Annotated in this window: 20 protein-coding genes and 2 tRNA genes; 4 read left to right on the forward strand and 18 right to left on the reverse strand. The window is 33.6% G+C overall.

Annotation, left to right across the window (positions count from 1 at the left end; all coding sequences use genetic code 11):
- Positions 1-82: 82 nt before the first annotated feature.
- From Q0912_RS12285 to porU, 8 genes are all read right to left on the reverse strand, one after another.
- A complete protein-coding gene (locus Q0912_RS12285; protein WP_299115479.1) occupies positions 83-766 on the reverse strand; it encodes an SDR family oxidoreductase in 684 nt (227 codons plus the stop codon).
- Positions 759-1775, reverse strand: coding sequence for a M28 family peptidase (locus Q0912_RS12290; RefSeq protein WP_299115481.1), 1017 nt, complete (start codon positions 1773-1775; stop codon positions 759-761). Before Q0912_RS12290 ends, Q0912_RS12285 begins: the two co-directional genes overlap by 8 nt.
- 70 nt (positions 1776-1845) lie before the next feature.
- Positions 1846-2586 (reverse strand): hypothetical protein, encoded by a 741-nt coding sequence (locus Q0912_RS12295; RefSeq protein ID WP_299115483.1) that lies wholly within the window; start codon positions 2584-2586, stop codon positions 1846-1848.
- Between the two features lie 42 nt (positions 2587-2628).
- Complete coding sequence (locus Q0912_RS12300) at positions 2629-4257, reverse strand: pyruvate dehydrogenase complex dihydrolipoamide acetyltransferase (protein ID WP_299115485.1); 1629 nt, start codon at positions 4255-4257, stop codon at positions 2629-2631.
- Positions 4258-4260: 3 nt separating this feature from the next.
- Positions 4261-5259 carry a pyruvate dehydrogenase (acetyl-transferring) E1 component subunit alpha gene (pdhA, locus tag Q0912_RS12305; protein WP_299115487.1) on the reverse strand — a complete coding sequence of 333 codons (999 nt, stop codon included), beginning with the start codon at positions 5257-5259 and terminating at the stop codon, positions 4261-4263.
- Positions 5260-5350: 91 nt separating this feature from the next.
- The gene (gene cdd, locus Q0912_RS12310) at positions 5351-5833 is read right to left on the reverse strand and encodes a cytidine deaminase (protein WP_299115489.1); all 483 of its coding nucleotides are present in this window, start codon (positions 5831-5833) and stop codon (positions 5351-5353) included.
- A gap of 80 nt (positions 5834-5913) precedes the next feature.
- Positions 5914-7143: a type IX secretion system outer membrane channel protein PorV gene (gene porV, locus Q0912_RS12315; RefSeq protein ID WP_299115492.1), complete on the reverse strand. Its 1230-nt coding sequence runs from the start codon at positions 7141-7143 to the stop codon at positions 5914-5916.
- A 63-nt stretch (positions 7144-7206) separates the two neighbouring features.
- The gene (gene porU / locus Q0912_RS12320) at positions 7207-11058 is read right to left on the reverse strand and encodes a type IX secretion system sortase PorU (protein WP_299115494.1); all 3852 of its coding nucleotides are present in this window, start codon (positions 11056-11058) and stop codon (positions 7207-7209) included.
- 327 nt (positions 11059-11385) lie between these two features.
- Between porU and gldJ the strand changes: the two genes are divergently transcribed.
- Positions 11386-13065 carry a gliding motility lipoprotein GldJ gene (gene gldJ, locus Q0912_RS12325; RefSeq protein WP_299115516.1) on the forward strand — a complete coding sequence of 560 codons (1680 nt, stop codon included), beginning with the start codon at positions 11386-11388 and terminating at the stop codon, positions 13063-13065.
- A 67-nt stretch (positions 13066-13132) separates the two neighbouring features.
- Positions 13133-14413 (forward strand): UDP-N-acetylmuramoyl-tripeptide--D-alanyl-D-alanine ligase, encoded by a 1281-nt coding sequence (murF, locus tag Q0912_RS12330; RefSeq protein ID WP_299115496.1) that lies wholly within the window; start codon positions 13133-13135, stop codon positions 14411-14413.
- 112 nt (positions 14414-14525) lie between these two features.
- On the opposite strand, the gene Q0912_RS12335 is transcribed toward murF, so the two are convergent.
- The 9 genes from Q0912_RS12335 to Q0912_RS12375 form a co-directional block, all read right to left on the reverse strand.
- A tRNA-Val gene (locus tag Q0912_RS12335) sits at positions 14526-14600 on the reverse strand.
- A gap of 36 nt (positions 14601-14636) precedes the next feature.
- A tRNA-Val gene (locus Q0912_RS12340) sits at positions 14637-14711 on the reverse strand.
- A 63-nt stretch (positions 14712-14774) separates the two neighbouring features.
- Positions 14775-15992 (reverse strand): folylpolyglutamate synthase/dihydrofolate synthase family protein, encoded by a 1218-nt coding sequence (locus Q0912_RS12345; RefSeq protein ID WP_299115498.1) that lies wholly within the window; start codon positions 15990-15992, stop codon positions 14775-14777.
- Between the two features lie 3 nt (positions 15993-15995).
- Complete coding sequence (locus Q0912_RS12350; RefSeq protein ID WP_299115500.1) at positions 15996-16787, reverse strand: energy transducer TonB; 792 nt, start codon at positions 16785-16787, stop codon at positions 15996-15998.
- 173 nt (positions 16788-16960) lie between these two features.
- Positions 16961-17353: a biopolymer transporter ExbD gene (locus Q0912_RS12355; RefSeq protein ID WP_299115502.1), complete on the reverse strand. Its 393-nt coding sequence runs from the start codon at positions 17351-17353 to the stop codon at positions 16961-16963.
- Between the two features lies 1 nt (position 17354).
- A complete protein-coding gene (locus Q0912_RS12360) occupies positions 17355-18050 on the reverse strand; it encodes a MotA/TolQ/ExbB proton channel family protein (RefSeq protein WP_299115504.1) in 696 nt (231 codons plus the stop codon).
- A gap of 63 nt (positions 18051-18113) precedes the next feature.
- Positions 18114-19505, reverse strand: coding sequence for a sodium:proton antiporter NhaD (nhaD, locus tag Q0912_RS12365; protein ID WP_299115506.1), 1392 nt, complete (start codon positions 19503-19505; stop codon positions 18114-18116).
- Positions 19506-19517: 12 nt separating this feature from the next.
- The gene (locus Q0912_RS12370; RefSeq protein ID WP_299115519.1) at positions 19518-20744 is read right to left on the reverse strand and encodes a Glu/Leu/Phe/Val dehydrogenase dimerization domain-containing protein; all 1227 of its coding nucleotides are present in this window, start codon (positions 20742-20744) and stop codon (positions 19518-19520) included.
- A 69-nt stretch (positions 20745-20813) separates the two neighbouring features.
- Complete coding sequence (locus tag Q0912_RS12375) at positions 20814-21887, reverse strand: anhydro-N-acetylmuramic acid kinase (protein WP_299115508.1); 1074 nt, start codon at positions 21885-21887, stop codon at positions 20814-20816.
- A 91-nt stretch (positions 21888-21978) separates the two neighbouring features.
- On the opposite strand from Q0912_RS12375, the gene Q0912_RS12380 reads away from it, so the two are divergent.
- Both Q0912_RS12380 and Q0912_RS12385 read left to right on the forward strand, forming a co-directional pair.
- Positions 21979-23121, forward strand: a complete 1143-nt coding sequence (locus Q0912_RS12380; protein WP_299115510.1) for an acyl-CoA dehydrogenase — start codon at positions 21979-21981, stop codon at positions 23119-23121.
- Positions 23122-23298: 177 nt separating this feature from the next.
- Positions 23299-23937 (forward strand): hypothetical protein, encoded by a 639-nt coding sequence (locus Q0912_RS12385; RefSeq protein WP_299115512.1) that lies wholly within the window; start codon positions 23299-23301, stop codon positions 23935-23937.
- Between the two features lie 25 nt (positions 23938-23962).
- On the opposite strand, the gene Q0912_RS12390 is transcribed toward Q0912_RS12385, so the two are convergent.
- The gene (locus Q0912_RS12390) at positions 23963-26404 is read right to left on the reverse strand and encodes a helix-turn-helix domain-containing protein (RefSeq protein WP_299115514.1); all 2442 of its coding nucleotides are present in this window, start codon (positions 26402-26404) and stop codon (positions 23963-23965) included.
- Positions 26405-26512: the final 108 nt, after the last annotated feature.

The following is a 26512-nucleotide window of genomic DNA, read 5'->3' on the forward strand; positions in this document are numbered from 1 at the left end:
TATTTTAGGCAATTTAAATTTTTAAAATAAATCTCACAACTTAGTTAGAATAGTTATTAACAAAATTAAACACAAATTAATATTAAGGTGTTGAATTAGAGATTTGTAGTACTTTACCGTTATAAAATTGATTTCCTGTTAAAGCAAAATTATGGATATACTTCGCCATTTCTGCAGCTGTAGTTGGAGCTTGGTAATCTGGAAATGCTTCTTTTAACATTTCGGTTTGCACAGCACCCAAAGCTAATACATTAAACTGTGGACCCTCTGCTTTATATTCTTCAGCTAATAATTCAGTTAAGGTGATCACTGCGCCTTTGCTGGAGCTGTAAGCTGCAAGTCCAGGAAACTTCATACTACCTTGAATACCTCCCATGCTACTTATGGTAACCACATGTCCATCTTTTTTCATGTAGGGTAAAACAATTCTTGTCATTTCTGAAACTCCAAATACATTGGTTTTGTATACGTATTCAAAATCTTCAAAAGTTGTGTCGTTAAAAGGTTTGTTTAAAAGTGTACCTGCATTGTTTATCAATATGTCTACATGTTTCCATTCTTTAGCAATGAAATCGTTTACTTTTTTATAGTCTTCAGCTTTGCATAAATCAAAAGCGAATGAGGTAATATTCTCAAAATGTAAATTATTTACAGGTTGTGCATTTCTGGATAATGCCAATACATTATGTCCTTGATTGGCAAAAAGATGTACCAGCTCAAAACCTATTCCTCTGCTTGTTCCGGTAATGACTATATTTTTACTCATCACTTAAACGTACTTCTTTTGTTGGTGCATTCATCATACCTTCCAATGCAGGTATCATTTTATTAATAAAGTTTGCCATATGATTGTAATCCATTTTATCTGCCTCATCATCTACATGATGGTAATATTCAAAATTTGTAAAATCGAAGGTCGACATAGCATGTGCTGGCATATTAAATTCTTTAAAGAACGGAAAGTTATCTGATCTAAAGAATAATTGAAATTCTTTAGCTTTTGGAAAAAAACCAGCAACTTCCTCCCCTGCATATTGATTTAATATAGGGGCAAAGTTAGAACGATTAAAACCACTCATATAAGCTATAGATTTGCCCGCTGCTCTAGGCACACCAATCATTTCAAAATTAATCATTGTATAGGCATTTAAACCTGCCTCTTTTAGACGCCTTGCTAAATGAGCAGAGCCTTTCAATCCCAATTCCTCAGCTGAATATAAAGTAATTAAAATACTGCGCTTGTTAGTCTTAGACTTTGAAAAATACCTACCAAACTCCATAGCTGCTATGGTTCCTGAAGCGTCATCATTTGCACCATTGGCTATACTATCGCCTTCAACTTCTTTACCTTTACCTATATGATCGTAATGTCCTCCTAAAATTATAAATTCATTTTTTAGCTCAGGATCATTACCTTCAATCATACCTACAATATTGTAACCTATAAATTTTTCTGATTCTTTTTCATGTAAATGTGCTTTTAACATTTCTATCTGAAAAGTATCTCTGTAAGTTTTAAAATATGGTTTAATATTATTGGCTTTGAAATAATTTTCAATAAAAACGGCTGCCTTTTCGATACCTTCGCTACCTGTTGCTCGTCCCTCTAATTCGTCTGAGGCCAGATATTCCATACTTTTTTTAATATCGGCTGCAGTGATTTCTATTTTTTCACCAGATTTCCCATCCTTACCAGACTTGCCGTCGTCTCCTTTTTGTTTTACTGCACACGACATAAATAATGCCATAAATAAAATATAATATATACTTCTCATCATATCTCTTTAAAATAAAAAAACCTGCTCAAGTATTTTGAAACAGGTTAGGTTATACATTACACTATCTTTAATTAAGCTTTTTATTAGCTTTTTTAGAAAGTCTATCAATTTTCTTGTTCATGTCCTTAATAAGTTCGTCTGTCGCACTATCGCACATGGGTTGTATTTTTTTTGGAGTCATAACGGGCAAGCCTCCAACCATTGCTGCCTTTTTCTTAGAACCTGCTAACTCACTAAACTGAAAGATACTTTTGTTATTTTTTGAATATAAGCTTAGACTTACTACTGCTTGAATACTAAAATATCCTAGTTTGCCGATACCAGTTTTATTAAACCTATAGTTTAATCTTACAAACATAATTGCATCTACACCTAAAGCTTCTGCAATAGGCTTAATATTTTTGACTTCTAATCGTTCTCCATAACTTTGTATGACCTTATAACCATCTATAGTTTCAAAGGCTTCTTGACCTCCAATATTTTTATAGTCTCCATACTCGGCTTTAAATTTTTTATATTCAGGAAGCTCTAACACTTTCTCTTCTGGCACAAGCTCAAAATCAAACTCGTTGACATAATTATTAAAAAAAGCTTCATGAAACTTATTTAGCGGATTACTAAGATTAAAATCTGGGTTATCACTAAGTGCTGTATTTTTTGCAATAAAATCTGCTGAAGCATCAACTTCTGAAAGATCAATAACCTTATCTGCATAAAAAGCAATAACTGCTACTTTCTTTTTTTGAGAATGCGCTATACCTGAAGAGATTATCAATAAAAAGATAGCTGCTATTTTAAGGTTTTTCATAATTAAAATTTTGTTTAATGAATTATTTTTATAAAATTTATTCTACACTAACATAGTTACTGGATTCTCAATATACCCTTTTAATGTTTGAAGGAATTGAGCGCCTGTTGCTCCATCAACTGTTCTATGATCGCAAGCCATTGTGAGTTTCATCGTATTACCTGGAACAACTTGTCCATTTTTTACTACTGGTTTAGATACAATAGTTCCTACAGATAAAATTGCAGAGTTTGGTTGATTAATAATAGATGTAAAACTCTCTATACCAAACATTCCTAGATTAGAAATAGTAAAGGTACTACCCTCCATTTCGTCTAAGGTTAATTTTTTATTTCTAGCCTTGCCAGCAAATTCTTTCACTGCAGCACCTATTTGTGTTAAGCTTTGCTCATTGGCAAACTTTACTACAGGCACTACCAATCCATCAGGTACAGCAACTGCTACACCAATATGTACATGATTGTTCAATTGCATTCTATCATCAAACCATTGGGAATTAACCTGTGGGTGCTGACGTAATGCTAAAGCACAAGCCTTAACAATCATATCATTATAAGAAATCTTTGTGTCTGGTAAAGAATTGTACTGCGCTCTAAAAGCAATAGCATTTTCCATGTCAAATTCCACATTTAAATAATAATGTGGTGCTGAGAATTTAGATTTTGCTAAGTTCTTTGCAATTGCTTTACGCATATTTGAGTTAGGTACTTCATCAAAATCTTCTTGACCAGATGGTACAAACTTGGTTACAACAGCTGATGACTGTGCAGCAGAAGGTGTGAAGTTCTCTATATCACGTTTTACAATTCTACCATTTTCACCAGAACCATTAACTTGAGACAGGTTAATACCTTTTTCTTCTGCCATTTTCTTAGCCAATGGTGAAGCAAATATTCTTCCGTCAGAAGTAGAAACTGATGCTGAAGTATTTAAGGCTTTTGGTGCTTCTTTTTTAGTTTCAATTGGTTTTGGTGCTTCAACTTTCTTTTCTTCTTTTTGAGGTTTTGACTTTGTCTCCGAACCAGCAATTTTAAAGTTTTTAGCTACTCCCGAAACATCAGTACCAGCTGGGCCAATAATCGCCAGTAAAGCATCTACTTTAGCAGATTCGCCTTCTTGTAATCCTATATGTAATAATGTACCTGACTGGAAGGACTCAAACTCCATTGTAGCTTTGTCAGTTTCAATCTCAGCTAAAATATCGCCTTCTTCAACTTCTTCGCCAACTTTCTTTAACCAAGTTGCTACTGTTCCTTCCTCCATTGTATCACTAAGACGAGGCATAGTTACCACGATAACGCCTTCTGGTAGGTTTTGAGATGATGCATCAAAATCTACATCAGAAACGTCTTCAACTATATCTTCTCCTTCGGGAATCGCATTTGACTTTTCAATTTCATTACTCCCATTTAATAATCCTGAAATATCTTCTCCTTCTTCACCAATAATAGCTAAAAGTGTATCAACTTTAGCAGTTTCCCCTTCAGCAATTCCTATATGAAGTAATGTTCCTTCATTGAAAGATTCAAACTCCATGGTAGCTTTATCTGTTTCTATTTCTGCCAAAATATCACCTTCTTCAATTTTGTCGCCAACTTTCTTTAGCCAAGCTGCCACAGTTCCTTCTTCCATGGTGTCGCTCAAACGCGGCATGTTAATTACTTCTGCCATAGCTTATAATTTATGTGGTATAAATGGATAATCTTCTTGTTCATATACTGCATCATACATCACGTTCTTGTCTGGATAAGGAGACTCTTCAGCGAACTTCTCACATTCAGATACACGCGCTTTAACTCGCTTATCTATTTCTTTTATGTCATCTTCTGTAGCATATTTCTTCTCTAAAATAATATCCTTTACCTGTGTGATCGGATCTATTTTTTTGTACTCCTCAACCTCGTCTTTTGTTCTGTAATGTTGTGCATCTGACATAGAATGCCCTCTATAACGGTATGTCTTTACTTCCAGAAAAGATGGACCTCCACCTTTTCTTGCACGTTGTATAGCTTCATCAAATGCTTCAGCTACTTTAATTGGGTTCATTCCATCAACAGGACCAGAAGGCATTTCGTACCCACGACCTAACTTCCATATATCAGTGTGATTCGCCGTTCGTTCTACCGAAGTTCCCATGGCGTAACCATTATTCTCACAAACAAAAATTACTGGTAATTTCCACAACATGGCCATGTTAAATGTTTCGTGTAAAGACCCTTGTCTGGCAGCACCATCGCCGAAACAGCATAAAGTTACCGCGTCGCTATTGTGGTACTTATCGCCAAAAGCAATACCTGCACCTAAAGGAATTTGACCACCAACAATACCATGCCCTCCGTAAAAACGGTGTTCTTTAGAAAAGATATGCATCGATCCTCCTAGGCCTTGCGAGGTTCCAGTGGCTTTACCATACAATTCTGCCATTACGCGTTTTGGATCTACTCCCATACCTATGGGCTGTACATGGTTACGATAAGCCGTAATCATCTTGTCTTTTGTTAAATCCATAGCATGCAACGCTCCAGCAAGGACTGCCTCTTGACCATTATATAAATGAAGGAATCCTCTAACTTTTTGCTGAATATATACTGCTGCAAGTTTGTCTTCAAACTTTCTCCAGAATAGCATGTCTTCGTACCACTTAAGGTAAACCTCTTTAGTTATTTTTTGCATTTTATTGATTCGTTCGTTTAATCAGAATAACAAAAATAACATATTAGATAGTAACGAAGAAACTGAAAATCGTAAAATTTTGGCGAAAACGTTATAGGAAACTCCTATCAAAACCTAATGGTAATAAATTAGCTAATGAATTTGATTTAACAACTTTTCCTTTTGCTCCCATAAAATAAATTTCAATGGGTTGTTCTTGTTTAATCTCATATTCAGCAATAGCTTGTCTACACGCTCCACATGGTGGAATTGGAGTCTCAGTAACTTGGTTTTGAGAAGAAGCTGTTAACACCATTTTTAAAATTTTAGCTTTAGGGTATTTAGCACCTGCATAATAGATAGCTGTACGCTCTGCACAAAGACCAGATGGGTAGGATGCATTTTCTTGATTACTACCAACAACAATCTCACTATTATCTAATAATATTGCCGCACCTACCTTAAATTTAGAGTAAGGCGCATATGCATTACCTCTAACATCTATCGCTGACTCCATTAATTTTTGGATGTCATTTGGAAGCTCATTAATATCATTATAAACCTTTAATTGGGTCTCTATCTTTACTTCCTTCATATTTCAATATTATTTTAGACAAAAAAACTATCGCTTTTAGTAAAAACAATAGTTTTGAATATCTATGTTATTTGTAATTTCTAATATTCGTCATACTCACCATCACCAAAATTAAATGTAAGCGAAAAACGCAAAGTATTCTCTAATGGACTTTGCACTTTAGATGCTGAGAATAAATACGATAGGTCTAAATTAATTGTGGTGTATTTAAACCCTGCGCCTATTGCGAAAAATTTACGAGCACCTTTATCTTCTGCCTCATTAAAATAACCAGCTCTAAAAGCAAAATTTTCCTGGTACGTATATTCTGCACCTAAAGCCCATGTAAATTCTCTTAATTCTTCACTAAATCCACCTGGTGCATCACCAAAGGATTGAAAAACACCATTTATAAAACTTACATCATTATCTTTTCCTTGAGTAATAATAGTAGGTTCACTTTCATCAACATCAGTAGTCGTTGGGTCATCATCAGTTTGTTCACCATCTCCATTAGTATCAACAAAACCAAACTTTGGTGGTGTTGGTACTAAGAGTTTAGCTACTTCAGCTGTTATCCCTAATTTACTATACTCATCAAATATAAAGTCAAAACCCCCTCCTAACCGTAAGGTTGTAGGTTGAAAATTTTCTCTACCTCCATCGTCATAGCTAAACTTTGGACCTAAATTCTGAATCGCAAAACCTGCTCTCCATCGACCATTAAAATCATTATAGGCTTCCTCTTCACTTTGATAATATCCTGTAATATCAGCGCCAAATGTACTAGCTGCATCTGCATTAGGATCTACCTGATCGATTCTTAAATCTGATCTTAAATAACGTACTGCTACAGCCATTGCAAACTGATCTGCCAAACGTAAGGTGTAAGCCACATCTGCTGTAAATTCGTTTGGTTTTACATTAATACCAGGATCGTCTTCACCTTGTGTAAGTGTAATTTCACCTAAACTAAAGTATTTGAAACTTGCTGATACAGCGCTATATTCATTTAATCGGTTAAAATAGGTGGCATAACTGATTGAGATATCATTTACCAATCTACTCAAATAAGGTGTATAACTTAAACTTACACCAGATTTCGCTTCAGAAAAGGCATATTTTGCAGGGTTCCATTGCTGTGAAAATCCATCAACAGAAGTTGCTACACCCATATCTCCCATTCCCGCTGATCTCGCATCAGGTGCAATTAGCATAAACGGAACACCTGTTGTAATAACAGAAGATTGGTCTGGAAAAGTAATAGTCTCCTGACAAAAAGATAGGTTTAAAGTTATTAAAGCGATAAGGGTTATTGCGTATTTCTTCATGTTCATTATTGATTATTAATGCTAAATACTTGGCACTAATTCGTTAGCAAATATAAATTATTATTAGAGTATAACAAGTTTTTGAATTTTTTCAACTTGCTTATTTAAACGGTTAGATTTCACTTTTAGTTTATATACATAGACTCCTTTTCCTATTTTATCCCCAAAATCATCTCGCCCATCCCATACAATATCTTTTGATAGAGAACTTACGGATTTACTACCTCCCGTCGTTTGTCCATTGAGTGTCCTTACCAGTTTACCAGAAATTGTAAATATTTGTACTGAAACGTCTAGAGGCTCTACACTATTGTGGTTAAACCAAAATTCTGTGTAATTAACAAATGGATTAGGGTAATTAAGCACATTTTTTACCACTAATTTTTCATCCTTGTCAAAGACTGTAAACTGAATTTCTGCCGTTGATGAATTATTATAAACATCCCAAGCTTTTAATGTTAAGGTATGCAACCCAGGCTCTAAATCTCTAAATGGATACGAAACAGCACCATTGGTATAATCATCTAAATTAGCTTGATAATAATCATTAAGCACTATGGGATTGGTTTCGTCTCCATCAATAATTGCAGTAATATCGTGACCTATTCCACTTGCTGTATTTATACCATTATCGTCTTGAAGTTTTGCTAACAAGGATGGAGATTCGTTTGTAATACCTCCTGAAACAAAGCTTTCGTCATTCATAAACAAATTTATTACAGGACCAATATTATCTTCGGGTGCACTATCGTTAATCCCCCCTACTTTAATATCAAAATTTGCACCTGCCTGATCGGATAATGGGTTTGAAGTTTGTGCATAAAAGCTAACTTTACCATTACCTACGGGAATACCAATATCTCTTGGCACTACAAAATCGAATTCAAATTGACCATTTGTTATACTTGCTTGTCCTTTGAAGATAATTTCGCCTAATGTAGTGTAATCTAATATAATTTGGCCATTACTATCTGTTACTCCATCATTGGCAAGAGTTTGGCGTTGAATTTTTTTATCAAAAACTGTCGCAGTAAGGGTACCATTATAATTAGAGACAAGATTTCCATTCACATCTGTAACTTCCCCTGCAAGCTTTGTATAACTTAATGCTTTAAGTGTATCTATTGGCTGTGTAATCTCTACATCATTAACTCTTGTAAGTACAATATTTGGTCTTGCAAAAGCTAACTTCATTGCAGGGTCACCAATTAAGAACACCAATCTTTTTTGTGATGAACCTCCTATCGTATTATCTACTTTTGTTAATCGTAAGGCTTCGCCAATAGTTGGATAATCATTAGAGCCAAAAGCAAAAATATAATTATCTAAAGTTTCATTAAAACTAACACCAGTGGTTACAAAAATTTGTCTTGTTGTGGTTATAAGGCTAATGGCCCCTCCATTTTTATTCCAAAACGTAAATTCGCCAGCTGTATCTCTATCTGGATCATCGAACTTTGTATACTCACAAGTCACAGTCACAAACAAGTTAAACTTACAGACATTATTGACTTCTTGCGAGTCAAATTTATCGAAAATACGTTCTTTAGCTAATCCATTTTCTCCACCATGACCAAAATAATTTACAACTAATGCACCGACCTCAATAGCATCTTTAACGGCTTTATTTACTTTTGGATATCTATTACCCGCAACTGAAGATTCCTGCTCAAAGGCATCAGAATGAATTTTTGTAACATTTAGAAAAGGTTTCTCATTTTCTAAAGCAGTTCCCAAACCGTCCGTGGTTTCTTGTAAAATTCTTTCCCATTGTATGTCTACGTCATCAGAAATTAGAATTACATTATTTCGCCAACTACCATAAGCTTCAGGTTGATAATAGGCTTGGATTTTATCGACCATTTCTTTTGCTCGCTGAATATCTTCTGCTAATATTCTCCCTACTGCAACATCCATTCTATCAGAAATTGCCATTGTGCCTTCGTCTTCGTCTAGCATGGCATAGAAATCATCTGATACAAAAGAATTTGTAAGACTGAAGCTGTTATTAGTGTACCATGACGGAACCAAATTGGTGTTATTACGTAGTCTATCTTTATAATCATACGACCCTTCCCCAAACAAGCATAAGTATTTTAACCTCCTACTTGGCGTACTAGCATTGTCGTAAACATATTTAATAAAATTTCGTAGTGCAGCAATATCTTGACTACCTGTACTAAATTCATTATAAATGGTCTGAAGGTTAACCACTTTTACTTTTAGATTATATTGATCTCTATTAATTTGTGCTAACCGTTCTGCTTGAGAAATAAGTTGTGAAGGTGATAGTATAATATAATCGATATCTTCAAAAACTCCTTGAGTATTATTAAAAATTGTACCTTTTAAATTTTGATTTGCAACCCTAGATTGCGAATCTTTCTTAGGTTGTAAAGCGCCAGAATCAGAAAACGCTATATAAGTACGTTCTTCACCAGACTGTGCCTTAAATGACAAACTATTCTGATTATCGCTATTTAAAAAATTAGTAACATTGAATCTGTCGGTAATATCCCAAACTTCATCAACAGAAACAGCATTAGACAAGGTATATTCTACTATTCCTGGTGTTGTAATAACAGCTCTGTTTTTAAATACCATTTGCTCACCAGCATAAGCTAAATTTCTTGTCGCTTCAATATTAATATAATCCAGATAAGCTTTTGCCGAAGGATTTCCATTATTATTATAGTCTAATGTTATCGTAATTTCATCTGAAGAAATATTTAGATTATCGTCATAAGCAGACGCTGATGCCAATACTGAGCCTGGGCTTATTGGTGGAAACAATAGACTACTAACAAAATTACCATTAACGGTAATTGCCATTGTGCTTCCTGCAGTTTCAGAAACCGAACCAGCAGCTATTTCAAAGTTTACAGGCTCATTTGTTATTAAATTAGGAAACTGAAACTGATAAACACGTTGATTTTCAATATCAAATTCATCACCAAACCAACGCCTTCCCAGCTTGGCTAGATTGTGCTCATCAACTTCATAAAACTGATAATCTTGAAACGTATTTATTTGAATATCAGCAGCAGCATTAATATTTGGCATTGACTGAATACGTTTACCATTTCCAGCACTAACATTTACATAATAATATGTTTTATCTGTGTATAGGTTTAGATTGGTATTACTCTCTTCGCTATAGGTTGTTGGCCCTTCCCCATAAAATAGTATATAATCGTTGCTATCAAAACTACCATCTTCTTCACCTACGAATTTTATAGCATTCTCTACAACATCAAAGGGGTAATTTTCTGCATTTAGGTAAGGTAACATTCTACCTCCATTACCATAAATTTTTATTTGTCTTGGGTTAACACTATTTGTATTTACTCCCAGACTATTCAAAAAACTTTTGGTTAATCTAAATACACCTGATTCCTCTATATAAAAACGATACCAATCTCCTGTATTTAAAACTGAATTGGTTATTTGATTCATCATTGTACTATTGTTACGACCAGCAAGTGTATTATAGTTTATGGTAAATGCCACTATTTTCTTATATACTCCTCTATCCTTAATTATTGGGCTAATTTCAAAATAATGTGAGCGTTTACCTCTCGCATTCGTATTATATAATTGATATCTTGGGGCGTTTGGTATAAGTTGAATGCTTAAATTTTTAAGATCGGCTTCGCTAATGGTTTCGTAAGATACATTAGATAATACAACAGAATTATTATCTAATAAACTTCCATTACTATCCCATTGTGAAAAAAAAGTAAGGCCTTTTTCATCGTCATAGCTAAAATGTTTAGCATCAAAAGAAGGGACTTGAATTTTCCCATACTCTGTCTCAAGTGTCTTTACACCATTCCATTGGATACTGAACTGTTTTTGTTGCCCAAAAATGAATAATGAGAAAAAAAGGCAAAGAAAAATATAGCAATTTTTCATTTATAAATATTGGTTTTAATCTTCAATTGAATTTACATACATATATCACTAACCTGACAATGTATTTAAATTCACATTAAAATAACGTCCACAATAGTGGCTTATTATGGAGCTTTAATTTTTATTTCAAAAATACAACAATAATTTATTTTTATGCCCGTTATTAAGAAGCAAAATACACCGATAAATTGACCAAATATCCGTTATTATGTTCAAAAAAAAGGATGAAATGCATATTTTTTTGAATTTTGATGCAAAAAAAAATTGTCAGTTTACCTTTAATTGTTATATTGCGGAACTTAAAATTTAATGAGCTTACTTAAACGTATGGATATGAAAAATGTCTCAAACCTAAAATTTTTAATAGCATTAACGCTTTGTGCAACTATTGTAAGTTGTAAGCGGTCGTCTAATTCCAGTAATGTGGATAGTGCTACAGGCTGGAAAATCAACGATAAAAATGGTGGCTTCCAATACAATACAAAATTTAAAGAACAGGAAACGCCTCCTGGAACTGCATTTGTAGAAGGAGGAACGTTTACAATGGGCAAGGTACAAGATGACCCAATGCACGATTGGAATAACTCTCCTAATCAACAACATGTACAATCATTTTACATGGATGAGAGCGAAGTTACCAATCTTAATTATCTATTTTACTTAGATTATGTGAAAAATGTATATCCACCCGATGACCCAAACTATGCTTTAATATATAACGGTGCACTTCCTGATACTTTAGTATGGAGAAATCGCTTAGGTTATAACGAAATGATGACTGAGAATTATTTACGTCACCCTGGTTATGCCAATTATCCTGTAGTCGGAGTAAGTTGGATACAAGCTGTAGAGTATGCAAATTGGAGATCTAACCGTGTAGCAGAAATGTCTTTACAAGAAGCTGGTTATATTAAAAGGGATGCACAATACACTGATTTAAGTGCTGAAAGCACTTTTGATGTAGATACTTATATTAACGCACCAACACAAACTTATGGTGGAAACTCTGAAGTTTTAGAAGGCGGTAAGCGTAGACAACAAACTGATGCTGAAGGTAATCCTATTAATGTATATGCTAACAGAGAATCTGGATTGATTCCTGTAAAATATAGACTTCCAACTGAAGCAGAATGGGAATATGCTGCTTTAGGTCTTAGTGAACTTAGAGAATATAATGTCTATAGAGGACGTAAAAAATATCCTTGGGATGGACAATACACCAGATCAGGTAAGCGTGTTAATCGTGGTGACCAATTAGCCAACTTTAAACAAGGTAAAGGTGATTTTGGTGGAATTGCCGGATGGTCTGATGACGGAGCTGATATTACAGCCGAAGTAAAATCTTACCAGCCTAATGACTATGGTTTATATGACATGGCAGGTAATGTTGCAGAATGGGTAGCTGATGTTTATCGTCCAATTGTAGATGACGAGTTTAATGACTTCAATTACTATAGAGGTAATGTGTATACTAAGAATGCTTTAAATGAAGATGGTACTGTAAAAATTGTTACCGTAGATGAAATTGTTTACGATACCTTACCTAATGGTAAAATTATTGCGAGAGACTTACCAGGTGAGATTGCAAAAATCCCAGTTGATGACCAAGAAACTTATCTAAGAACGCAGTTCGATAGAAGTGATAACAGAAACTTTAGAGATGGTGATAAACGTTCTTCGCGATACTACAGAGAAAGTTTTGACGAATCTGATGATAGAACAAATACTACTGGTAAGATGTATAACTCACCTAAGCATCGTGTAGAAGTTGATTCTGCTGAAGGTAAACTTGTAAGACAATACGATAAATCTAATAACAGAACCTCTTTAATTAATGACGAAGTTAGAGTCTTTAAAGGCGGCTCGTGGAGAGACAGAGCATACTGGTTAGACCCTGCTCAACGTCGCTATTTCCCACAAGATATGGCTACAGATTACATCGGCTTTAGATGCGCAGTATCTAGAGTAGGTTCTAAATCTCAAAAAGGTGGAAAAAAACGTAATTAATAATAACGTTAAATAATATTTAGAGAAGTCCTGATAATTTTATCAGGACTTTTTTATTTTTAAGCCTATGGAAATTGAGTCAATATATCAAAAGTTTAAAACAAGTAACGGTGTATCTACTGATACCAGAAAATTACCTAAAGGGTGTATCTATTTTGCATTAAAAGGAGATAATTTTGATGGCAATAAGTTTGTAGACAAGGCTTTTAATAATGGCGCTAAATACTGTGTCATTGATAACAAAGAAGCTATAATTAATGATAATTGTATTCTAGTTGATGATGTACTAAAGACACTTCAAAGCTTAGCAACACATCACAGAAATGAAATAAATATTCCTATTATTTCTCTCACAGGAAGCAATGGTAAAACTACTACTAAAGAACTTATTCTTTCTGTTTTATCAACAAAATACAAAGTCGGTGCAACGCAAGGCAACCTCAACAATCATATTGGTGTTCCTTTAACGTTATTAAGTTTTACAAGCGATTTAGATTTTGGTATTGTAGAGATGGGAGCTAACCATCAAAAAGAAATTGAGTTTTTATCAAATATCGCTCAGCCAGATTATGGACTAATCACCAACTTCGGAAAAGCACATTTAGAAGGCTTTGGTGGTGTAGAAGGCGTAATTAAAGGTAAATCCGAATTATACGATTATATAAAGCAGAATGACAAAACAGTATTTATAAATACTAATGATACCACGCAAGTAAAACAGATTAATCATTACACAAATACAGTTACATTTGGTTCTGGTTCTAAAAATGATTGTAAAGTAGAGTTTATTGCTGCTAACCCTTTTGTTTCATTAAAGTACAATGGGATTGAAATTAACAGCAAACTTATAGGTAATTACAATTACGGAAATATTGCAGTAGCTACCGCTATTGGGCAGCATTTTAATGTATCTGTTGAAAACATTAAAACAGCCATTGAAAATTATCAACCAGATAATAATCGCTCTGAGATTATTGAAAGAGGCACTAGCAAAATTATATTAGATGCCTACAATGCTAACCCTACAAGTATGTTAGCGGCTCTTAACAATCTTAAGCAATTAAAAGCAAAAAGTAAATACCTTTTTTTAGGAGATATGTTTGAACTTGGGGATGATGCAAAAAAAGAACATCAGGCTATAACAGATTTTGTTGAAGCTAATTTTGATGAAAATATCTTTTTGGTTGGTGAAAATTTCTTTAAAACCAAAGCCAAAGTAACAACCTCTACCTTTTCCTCTTTTGAAGATTTAATACCTGTTCTTAAGACTTTAAATATATCAAACTCTACACTATTGATCAAAGGATCCAGAGGTATGGCACTGGAACGAATTTTAGAGTTTATTTAAGATTAGATACTTAGGCAACTAGCTAGATTAAACATGCATATACATGCTGATTAAAATTGTATCTGCAAATAAAATCCCGATTTGCCTATATCAAATCGGGATTTTATTAATGTGGGTCATACTGGATTCGAACCAGTGACTTCTACCCTGTCAAGGTAACACTCTAAACCAACTGAGTTAATGACCCTTAAACAAAAAAAGTTCACATCTCTGTGAACTTTTGTGGGCGCGAAGGGATTCGAACCCCTGACCCCTTGGGTGTAAACCAAGTGCTCTGAACCAACTGAGCTACGCGCCCTAATTATTAGGACTGCAAATATAGATTAGTTTTTAAAATCTCAAAAGGATTTTTATAAAAAAATTAAATTATTTCAGCTACTACAAAAGTACTACCTCCAACATATATTAAATCTTCTTTTTTCGCATTAGATATTGCAGATTTATAGGCCATTTTAACACTCTTGTATGTCTTTCCTATCAACCCTGTACTTTCAAAAATTGACTGCAATTCCTTAGCATCTAATCCTCGTTTTATATTTGGCTTACAGAAATAATAAATGGCGTAGTCTGGTAGCAAAGGCATTATAGAATCTAAATCTTTATCATTGACTACACCGAAAACAATATGCAACATGTCATATTTTTCAGACTGAAGTTGTTGCATAACATAAGTTAAACCTTCTTTATTATGCGCTGTATCGCATATAATTTTAGGCTTTTCCGCTAAAATTTGCCATCTACCTTTAAGGCCTGTGTTGCTAACCACATTTAGAAGTCCTCTTTTTAATTCAGCCTCAGATATTTGAAATTCAGTTTGTCTCAGAATTTTTACCGATTGGATAACTGTTTTAATATTATGTACCTGGTAAGAACCTTTTAAATCAGATTCTAAAGCCTTATTTACTAATTGATCTGCAAAGTGAATAGTAGAATTTGTTGCTTTGGCTTTGGCTTTAAATACAATTTTGGTTTCCTCTTGGGTTTCTCCTATAACAACTGGTATATTTTCTTTAATAATTCCTGCTTTTTCCACTGCTATTTTCCCTAAAGTATCACCTAAAAATTGCATGTGATCAAAACCTATATTTGTAATTACAGCTAATTCTGGAGAAATAATATTTGTAGAATCTAATCGCCCACCGAGACCAACTTCAATAATAGCAATATCGACTTTTTGTTTGGCAAAATAATCGAAAGCCATTCCTACAGTCATTTCAAAAAAAGATAATTGATTTGCTTCAAAAAAAGTCTTGTTGCGTTTTATGAAACCAATGACAAATTGTTTACTAATAACTTTACCGTTTATACGAATACGCTCTCTAAAGTCTTTTAAATGAGGTGACGTATATAAACCAACTTTATAACCAGCTTCTTGAAGTACTGAAGCCAACATGTGACTGGTTGAACCTTTGCCATTAGTACCAGCAACATGAATAGACTTAAACTTCTTTTCGGGATAACTAAGATGCTTTGAAAGCTTTAATGTATTAGATAAATCCTCTTTGTAAGCAGATTTACCTTTGTTTTGATACATTGGAAGTTGCTGAAACATCCAATTGATTGTATCTTGATAATTCATCAGTTATTGACCTACATCAAAGTTAATACTAACAAAGCCTATTTGTTTTGCTGGCGCATCTTCGTCAGCTGGCCATTTATGTGAGAGTGCAATCTTTTTTGCAGGTGCCAATAAACATGGGTGTGTATTTGTGGTTCCTCTAATACCAGGCTCGGCTTTAGTTACTTTACCCTGTCTATTAACTTCAATCTTAACTACAACCAAACCATACTCATTACAATCTTGCTTGTAAATACGTTTGGATGGTCTTCCTCTTCCTCCTAAACCATATCCTACACCGCCTTTTCCAGGTCCTGAACCACCAAAGTAACTTGGAGCATATGGATCACCATTGAGTTGCCCTTTATTTCCACCTTGGTCGTCTGGTCCTTCACCACCATCATCATTACCACTAGAATTTTTAACACCTCCTATAAGGTTATCTAATTTTTTCTTTTTTTCTTCCTCTTCACGTTTCTTTTTTTCTTCTGCTTCTCTTTTCAAACGTTCTATACGTTCTGCTTCTGCCTTGGCTTTTGCTTCAGCTTCTTTTTGCTTTTTTATGGCAATAGCTTCGGCATTTTCCTCCGTCATTACTTCCTCTGTCTTAGTTGATGTTTCTGTTGGTTCAGAATTAGAAGTTTCTGGTTGAGGCTGGTCTACTACTTTTTCCTCTACTGCTTTTCTTGGCTGTGCTAATGGTTTGTTTCCACTACCAAAATCTGTATTACCAAAATTTACGGCAACGCCATATTCTTCTGGTGGATCCATATACATTAGACCAAACCGAAATAATAAAAATAAAATAACAGACATCAAAATAGAAGTTAATCCCCTAGATCTGTTTTTAGGAGATAATCCCTTTATGTTCCATACAATTAAAAAAAGTACTAAAACAACCAAAAAAACCCTAATACTTACGCTAAACATACTACCCTGTTTTTTTATTCAAAGATTTGTTTCTAAATAAGTTTCAAAAATGATGCCGTTTAATTTGGTTTAACTGCCAATATCACTTTAAACTTATTACGATTAGCTATATCCATAACCTTAACCACATTTTCTACAGGTACAGATTTTTCTGCTCTCAATACAATCGTTGGGGATTCTTGCTTTGATAAAATAGATACCAATTGACTTTCTAAAACACTCTCGCCAACACGCTTTTGGTCTATATAATAGGTCAAATCTTTTTTAATACTTACAGCTATCGATTTCTTATTCTCAGTCTTTCCACTGGCTTTTGGTAAAATAATATCAATCGCATTTGTGGTTACCAAAGTAGAAGCAATCATAAAAAAGATTAATAACAAGAATACAATATCGGTCATTGATGCCATATTGAATTCTGGTGTTACTTTATTTCGTCCTCTAATATTCATATTAGATAGGTTCGTTTAGGTGATCTAAAAATTCAACAGAATTAGCTTCCATTTGATACACTACTTTATTAGTTTTTACCACAATATGATTATAGGCTACATAAGCAATAATACCAACTATTAAACCTCCTACTGTTGTTGTCATTGCTGTATATAATCCACTTGCTAAAACGTCCATTTGTATGGTTCCGCCAGCATTGGCCAATTCAAAAATAGAAAGTATCATACCGACTACAGTACCCAAAAAACCTATCATTGGAGCAACACCAGATATGGTTGCAAGCACACTAACATTCTTTTCGAGGCTGTAAACTTCTAATCGTCCTGCATTTTCAATTGCTGTATTAATATCTTCAAGAGGTTTACCAATTCTGGTAATACCTTTTGCAATTAATCGAGATACAGGTGAATTCTGTTGTGCACATAGCATTTGTGCTGAGTCAATTTTTCCATTACTGACATGATCCTTGATTTGATTCATGAAATTTGAATCAACTTTAGATGCGGCTTTTATAGCGAAAATACGCTCAAAATAAATGTAAGTCGCTACAATAAGAAGTAAGAACAGAATGAGGATAATGACCATACCCGATGTACCACCACTTGTAATTAGCTCTATAATAGACAAGGTTTTTTCAACGGATTCACCATCAGTTAAAACCTCTGCTTCATCTTGAATATTACTTAGTAATATCATATAATAAGTTTTAAGTTTAAAAGTTTCTGTAAGTTATAACGTTAAGTTTTACACTTAAGTATGTTAAAAAATTGCTCTTGTTACCATAAAGGCTAGTGCTCCTGCAATGAAACCAATTAATGCCAGCCAAGAAATTTTCTTTAAATACCAGAAGAAGTCAATTTTTTCCATCCCCATTGCTACAACACCAGCAGCAGATCCAATAATAAGCATACTACCACCAGTACCAGCAGAATAAGCTATAAAATGCCATAGCTGATTATCTAATGGCTCTGAGAACATACCTAAACTAGCTGCTACTAACGGTACATTATCAATAACAGCTGAGCCTACACCAAGAAGTAACACTACTAAATCTGAAACAACAGTACCTGCAGGTTCAGAACCAATTAAGCCAATATTTTCTTTTAAGCTATCAGCAAATCCAAAGAGTATGCCTAATGATTCTAAAGCAGCGACAGCCATTAAAATTCCTAAGAAAAATAAAATACTTGGTAATTCAATTTTTGATAATGAATAGTGTACCGGACTATGACTAGCATGTTCATTGTGTTCTTCTGATGCTGCCGCTGAAATTGCAAATTTTGAATTACTATAGATTTCGGCAAAAATTGCGACTACACCGAGAGATAACATCATGCCAACATAAGGAGGCAAATGCGTAATAATTTTAAAAACAGGCACAAAAACAATAGCTCCAAGTCCTAAAAACAACATCGTAGAACTAAATTTATTTTTTGGCTTATCATTTTCAGACTGTAATTCTAACTCTCCTTTAAATGGTTTTAATAAAGAAGCTATAAAAGTAGGAACAATCATACATAACAATGAAGGTATAAAAAGGTAAACGAATAATTTTCCGGTAGATACTCTTTCGCCAATCCATAACATGGTTGTAGTGACGTCTCCAATAGGTGAAAATGCACCACCAGCATTGGCGGCAATTATTATTAAACCTGCATACCAAATTCTGATGTCTCTGTCTTTAACAATTTTTTGAAGTATTGAGATTAGTACTATTGTAGCAGTGAGGTTATCTATAATTGCGGATAAACCAAAAGCCAGCCAACAAAACATCCAAAGAAGTTTCTTTCTGCTGTTAAATTTTACTGCTGATTTAATAGTAGAAAACCCATCAAAATAATCTATAATCTCTACTATGGTCATAGCACCTAAAAGAAACACTAATATCTCAGCGGTTTTACCTAAGTGGTGCAATAGGGTTTCTTCCATGAGGTGCATTTTTTCTTCATGCGGAAGTAAACCAAAGTTATCCATTAAGCTATGTTTAGCGGAATCAAACCATTGAGAAAAATCATCAATTCCTAAAGAAATCAAAGCCCAACTTATGGCCATCATAACTAATGCAGGAATTAATTTATCTATCTTAATATTGTGTTCTAAAGTAATGGCTAAGTAGCCAAATACAAAAACAAGAATTATTACGGTTTCCATAGTAATGCGATGTTATATTAGTTGTCTTAGTGCAATCTCAAAAGCGGTTTCGCTAATACCAATTTTGGTTGGATTATTTTTATGTACAGCTTTTAGAGCCTTCTTAATAACCTTTGAAGTATCATTAAAAATAGCCTGATCGGTCATTACAACTTTGCGCTCCATAAAGTATGCAAAAACTCTTGCCATACCACAATTGGATATAAAATCTGGTATTAAGCTTACCTTCTGGTCTGTATGCTCCATTATTGGGCCAAAGAAAATTTCTTTATCAGCAAAAGGCACATTTGCACCACAAGTAATAACCTCTAAACCTGTATTTATCATTTGATCTATTTGATTTTGCGTTATCAATCTAGAGGCAGCACATGGTGCAAAAACCTCTGTTTCTATAGACCATATTTTCTCATTAATCTCTTCAAAAGGAATGAGATTATCGCTAACAAGCGTATTTCCATTTTTTTGAAGGTATAAGTCTGTAATTTCTTTAAACGTTAATCCTTCAGCATTAATTAATCCACCCACACGATCAATAATACCTACGACTTTAGCTCCCATCTGAGCAAAATAGAATGCTGCAGCTGCACCAACATTACCAAACCCCTGAACAACTACACGCTTACCTTTTATAGAATCATCTTTAATAGCATAAAAATGCTTAGCTGCAACTGCGACACCAAAACCAGTAATCATATCTGCAACAGTGTATTTTCGGGTTACGTCAGGTGAGTACTTAGGGTTTTCGAGCACCTTTATAACTCCTTGTCTTAATTGACCAATCCTATTGATTTTATCGGCTTGTGAGGGCTTAAAATGTCCTTCAAAAACACCTTCTTGCGGGTGCCAAACTCCACTCTCTTCTGTAATCGGTATAACTTCATGGATTTCATCAACATTTAGATCTCCACCTGTGCCATAATAGCTTTTCAATAAAGGTGAAACAGCCGCATACCAACGTTCTAAAACGCCTTTTTTTCTTGGGTCGTGAGGGTCGAAGTTAATTCCAGATTTTGCTCCACCGATTTTTGGACCAGATACCGTAAACTTAACCTCCATGGTTTTTGCCAATGATAATACTTCATTTCTATCTAAGCCTTTTCGCATTCGTGTTCCGCCACCTGCTGCTCCGCCTCTTAGCGAATTAATGACTGTCCAGCCTTCGGCATCGGTTTCAGAATCATTCCAATGGAATACAATTTCAGGTGATTTATTTTCGTACGTTTGAAGTAATTTCTTTATCAATTTGTGTTAGTTAAGTTAGTTGTAACAAATATAAAAAACTCTATTGCCTTTGAAATGAAATAAACATTAATTTTGAGTGTTAGGTTTCAAAATCTTCCCAGAGGAATGATTAATACGAGCTCCTGTTACACTTTTAAGGCAATTAACTTCATTTCTTTCTCTTAGTATTCCTAAAAGCCCAAAGATTAAAGCTTCTTTAAACTCTACTATACTTTTATTTGGAATTATAATTTCTGATTTTGAAAGGCTTCTCAATCTAGATATTAAGAACTCGTTATAAACTCCTCCTCCAGTGACCAAAATATTATGACTATTCATTTTTAAACTTTGAGAAATCTGAATTGCAATATGCTCAACAAAAGTTCTTAGAATGTTTTCAACTTCAAGATTTAGTGTATCAATCATAGGAAAAACATAAGTTTCTACCCATTCTAAGCCTAAAGATTTTGGTGGGTTTTCTTGATAAAACTCTAATGTATTTAACTTGCTTAAAAGGTATTCATCAATTTTTCCTTTTGAAGCTAATTTACCTTTGTCATCATACTCCAATTTTAATTTTGACACATAATGATTCAAAACAATATTTACAGGACAAATATCAAATGCTATTCTTTCTGAATTATTTTCGAATGAGATATTCGCAAATCCTCCCAAGTTTAGACAGTAATCGTAATTTGAAAATAATAAACGGTCGCCAATAGGTACTAAAGGAGCACCTTGTCCACCAAGTTTGACATCCTGAACCCTAAAATCGCATATCACTTTTATATTTAAAGCATCGCTTAAAATTTGCCTATTGCCTATCTGCAATGTTAAGCCTTCTTCTGGTTGATGTATAGCCGTATGACCATGAGAAGCAATAAAGTCTATATCTTGAAGCTTATGTTGATTTATAAAATCTAAAATAACCATCGCTAAATACTGTGAGTATTGTTCATCAATATTTCGTAATTCATCTTTAGATTTATGAACCAACTGACTCAAAATCAGCTTCCAATCTTTGGGGTATTTTACCGTTTCACAATGATGTATTTTAAATTCCCAAATACCCTTAAAAACATAAGTAGCGAAAATAATATCCATACCATCAAGAGATGTTCCAGACATCACTGCTACTACATTATATTCAGACTTTATCATATTAGTAAAAATACCATTCCTTATTGAAAATACCGTAATAAAAAACTATCTTTGCATGAAAATTTTATCAAATCATTAATTAATCAATTTTATGGACTTTAATTTAACAGAAGAACATTTAATGATTCGTGATGCAGCTCGCGATTTTGCACAAACCGAATTACTTCCTGGCGTTATAGAGCGCGATAATACGCAAACATTCCCTGATGAATTGGTCCGTAAAATGGGCGAATTAGGTTTTATGGGAGTCATGGTAGACCCAAAGTACGGAGGAAGTGGTATGGATGCTATTTCTTACGTATTAATTATGGAAGAACTCTCTAAAATTGATGCATCAGCCTCTGTTATGGTTTCTGTAAATAATTCTCTGGTTTGTTATGGTCTTGAAGCCTTTGGTACAGAGGAACAAAAACAAAAATATTTAACCAAATTAGCTACAGGAGAAAACATAGGTGCTTTTTGTTTGAGTGAACCAGAAGCGGGTAGTGATGCAACCTCTCAAAAAACTACTGCCATTGACATGGGAGATCATTATATAATTAATGGTACAAAAAATTGGATTACCAATGGTGGCCGTTCTGATGTGTATTTAGTAATTGCACAAACGGATAGAGAAAAAGGTCATAGAGGTATTAATGCTTTTATTGTTGAAAAAGGAATGCCTGGATTTGATATTGGTCCTAAAGAAGATAAATTAGGAATTCGTGGAAGTGATACACATACACTTCAGTTTAATGATGTAAAAGTTCCTAAGGAAAATAGAATTGGTGAAGATGGTTTTGGATTTAAATTCGCAATGAAAACTTTATCTGGTGGTCGTATTGGTATTGCTGCTCAAGCATTAGGTATTGCAGCTGGCGCTTATGAATTGGCTTTGAAATACTCTAAAGAACGTAAAGCTTTTGGAACTGAGATTGCAAATCATCAAGCTATCGCCTTTAAGCTTGCAGATATGCATACAGACATTGAAGCTGCACGATTATTAGTAATGAAAGCTGCTTGGGATAAAGACCAAGGTAATAACTACGATATGCCTAGTGCTATGGCAAAACTTTATGCTAGTAAAGTAGCTATGGAACATACTGTTGAAGCTGTGCAAATCCATGGAGGTAATGGGTTTGTAAAGGAATACCATGTAGAACGCTTAATGCGAGATGCAAAGATTACTCAGATTTATGAGGGTACTTCTGAAATACAGAAAATTGTAATTTCAAGAGGAGTTATTAAAGGGTAATTAGATTAGTCTATTTATTTTTTAAAAATCTGTTTTGCTTATGCTTTTATGTCTAAGCATTGCTGGTATTTTATATATCTGGCTTTAGTAAATAGACCTTTTAAAACACTAGCAAACACCAAATAATAATAATTATTTGGTATAATGTTTGATGCCTACTTAGGAAACCATATTTCAGTGAAATATTTTTCCGCGCTTTTGTTAGTAATACTTACGAGTTATCTACATGCTCAGCAGCAAAAACCTAATAACACATTTGAAGATATTGTAGATTTATCTATTTCCCTTAAGGCTGAAGCGTTAGGTTCTGTAGCCAATTTAATTATTGCTGTTTTAAACTCTTGCGATGATGAGAATAATGATTGCGAAGATAATGAAGATGAAGTTGCATACATAAAAATGATTTTTGGTGGAGAGACTAAAGTTGGATTTAATATAAATCCTTTATTGTTATCAGGAGGATACGATCTTTTAAGTATTCCAAAAGATGTCTATGGTAAAGAAATTATTGGCTCAACTTTTTTTGTAGAATCTCAAATCGATTTAAGTTCTGATGGTGAACAATCTCCATATTTCTTTGGACAGATTGGCAGGACTTCTTTTTCTTTAAAACAATTAATTCCGCACTGGAGGTATACTATGGGAATTGGGTATAAAGGGGAGCATGTTGGATTAGATGTTGGGTATAATTTCTTTAATAATCCCGAAGAACAACAACAAGAGTTTTTAATAAATGACACAGAACTTTTTAAAGTTGAAGACAGTTTTTTAAAGTCTGGTTTTGTAACACTGAGACTTACTTTTGAAATACTCTAAAGTCCATTCTAAGTCTATAATCTTTTTAGTTATTAAAAAGTTCGTTAACCACCAAACGTAATTCACCATAAGAGTATTTCTCATCAAGCTGATGTTTTAAGTCCGAAAGGTTTTCGAAAATCTTAGCAGGAATAATTGCCTTTAATTCTGAATAATGTGACTCGGACATTAAGTCCATTACTTTCACTTCACCAGAAGTAATAAAACTTGCCAAATGACCAAATATTGTATTTGAATTTAATTCTCGATCCTTTGCTATTTCTTCTATAGACTTTCCTGCTTTAAATAATTCTAAAGAAATTTTCTTGGTATCCCCTTTTTTACGTTTTGGCTTTTGGGTCTCAAACATAGAAACATTATGAGAAACGGTAATATCATTGTCTGCGCAATACTCCTTTATAACTTGTAATATTTCTGTTCCATACTTATCTATACGTGTCTTACCCATTCCATGAATTGTCTTTAATTCTTCTTTTGAAGTTGGTAATAGTTCACACATGGCATATAAAGATTTTTGTGTATAAACCTGAAAATGTACTAAGTCTTCTCTGTTAGCTATTTCATTTCTCAAGATTCTTAGCAACTCAAAGAGTTCTAGATTAGCTGTACTATCAATAACAGCTTTATTATGCTGTTTCTTCGGTTTTTCTTTAGCTAAAAAGACAGATTTCGCCCTTAATTCTAAAAAATGTTGCGTGTTAAATCCTTTCTTTAAACTTTCAAAATATAATAGTTTAGCTCCCAATAATTCTTCTAAAGTATCAAGTTGTTTCGCTATGTCTTTTGTAATCGCTTTATTATCTGTGGTAAAGTTTAAAGTTTGTAGTGAATTTTTAATCGTTGATTCTGTTTGGGCTAAAAAGTAGTTAATAGCTTTAGTAAATCTCTCCTGCAGTATTTTATTCGACTCAGGAATATTTACCGAATCACCAATCGATTTTAATTGATTATTAAAAGAATTACTTATTTTAAGTAGATGAGTAACTGATTCTTTAATCGTTGTCAAAGGCAATTCTATATTACCCTCTATATTTCTTCTATTTTTATAGTAAACATCTAAAATTCTGTTTGCAGGATTTATAAACTTATAAAAATTAAAAATTTCTGAAATTAAATCTAGTTGAAATTTACGCTTAGATTTTTGAAGAATATCATTATTTGGTTGATTAGCTTTTGCGTTTTCATTAAAAGAAACGACATTACTATCACTAATAATTTGATGCGTTGTAATTTTACTTTTTAGTATCAAGCCTTCTAAAGATTTACAGCGACTAAGCGCTACATAGGTTTGACCATGCGCAAATGCAGCTTCGGCATCTATTATAGCTTTTTCAAATGTTAAACCTTGACTTTTATGGATGGTTATTGACCATGCCAAGCGAAGTGGCATCTGAGTATAACTACCGACCTTGTCTTCAGAAATTGCCTTCGTATCAGCATCTACAGTATATTTAATATTCTCCCAAACTTCAGGCTTTGTAATAATGTTAAAATCATCATCTGGGCAATTGACTACAACTTCATCATCATCTAATAAAATCACCTTACCTATTTTCCCATTGAAATAGCGTTTATCTTGTGAACTGTCATTTTTAATAAACATAACCTGTGCTCCAACTTTTAATTTTAATTCTTCTTTATTTGGATATGAATGCTCTGGAAATTTTCCTTCAACAATAGCATTGTATATTCTTGTGTTGCCTTTAAGTTTTTCTAACTCTTGCTTATTGATCTGGTTTGCTTTATGGTTATGAGTGGTTAATGAAATATAACCATCGTTTTTGTTTGGAATAAAATCGGGTTGATATCTTTTATTTAGCTCATCTGCTGAAGTTTGACTTAATTTATCATTTCTAATTTCATTAAGGATATTTATAAACATTGGATTTTCTTGTCTATATATATGCTTAAGCTCAATCGTAATCGGGTTAGAATTCTGATATGCTTGACTACTAAAGAAAAATGTATTCTTATAAAATGGTTTTAATAATTGCCATTCTTGTTCTTTTACAACTGGAGACAATTGTTGTAAGTCACCTATCATTAATAATTGTATTCCTCCAAAAGGTAAATCTCTATTTTTAAAGCGTCTTAATGTTGCATCAATTCCATCAAGCAAATCTGCTCTTACCATACTTATTTCATCTATAACTAATAGATCTAAAGATTTGATAATATTAATTTTGGTTTTACTAAATTTTCTATTGAAGTTTGATGAAGAATGTAATTCCCCATGAGATAAAATTGGTCCAAATGGTAGCTGAAAAAAAGAATGTATTGTAACCCCTTTAGCATTAATAGCTGCAACTCCTGTAGGTGCAACAATTACCATTCGCTTTTGAGATTGAAACTTTAGTTTATGTAAAAACGTAGTTTTACCAGTCCCTGCTTTACCAGTTAAGAAAATATTTCTATTCGTATTATTAACAAAATCCCAAGCAAGGTCAAGTTCCTGATTATTTTTCATACCACTATTTCAGATAAAATTTGAAGATAACAAATCTACAATTTACTAAAGTAAGGTTTATAAAAAGCAAAACACCCTTACTAAAAAATAGTAAGGGTGTTCAAAAAA

Origin of the sequence: uncultured Winogradskyella sp. (assembly GCF_947498345.1) — a bacterium.
Taxonomy (GTDB): Bacteria; Bacteroidota; Bacteroidia; order Flavobacteriales; family Flavobacteriaceae; genus Winogradskyella.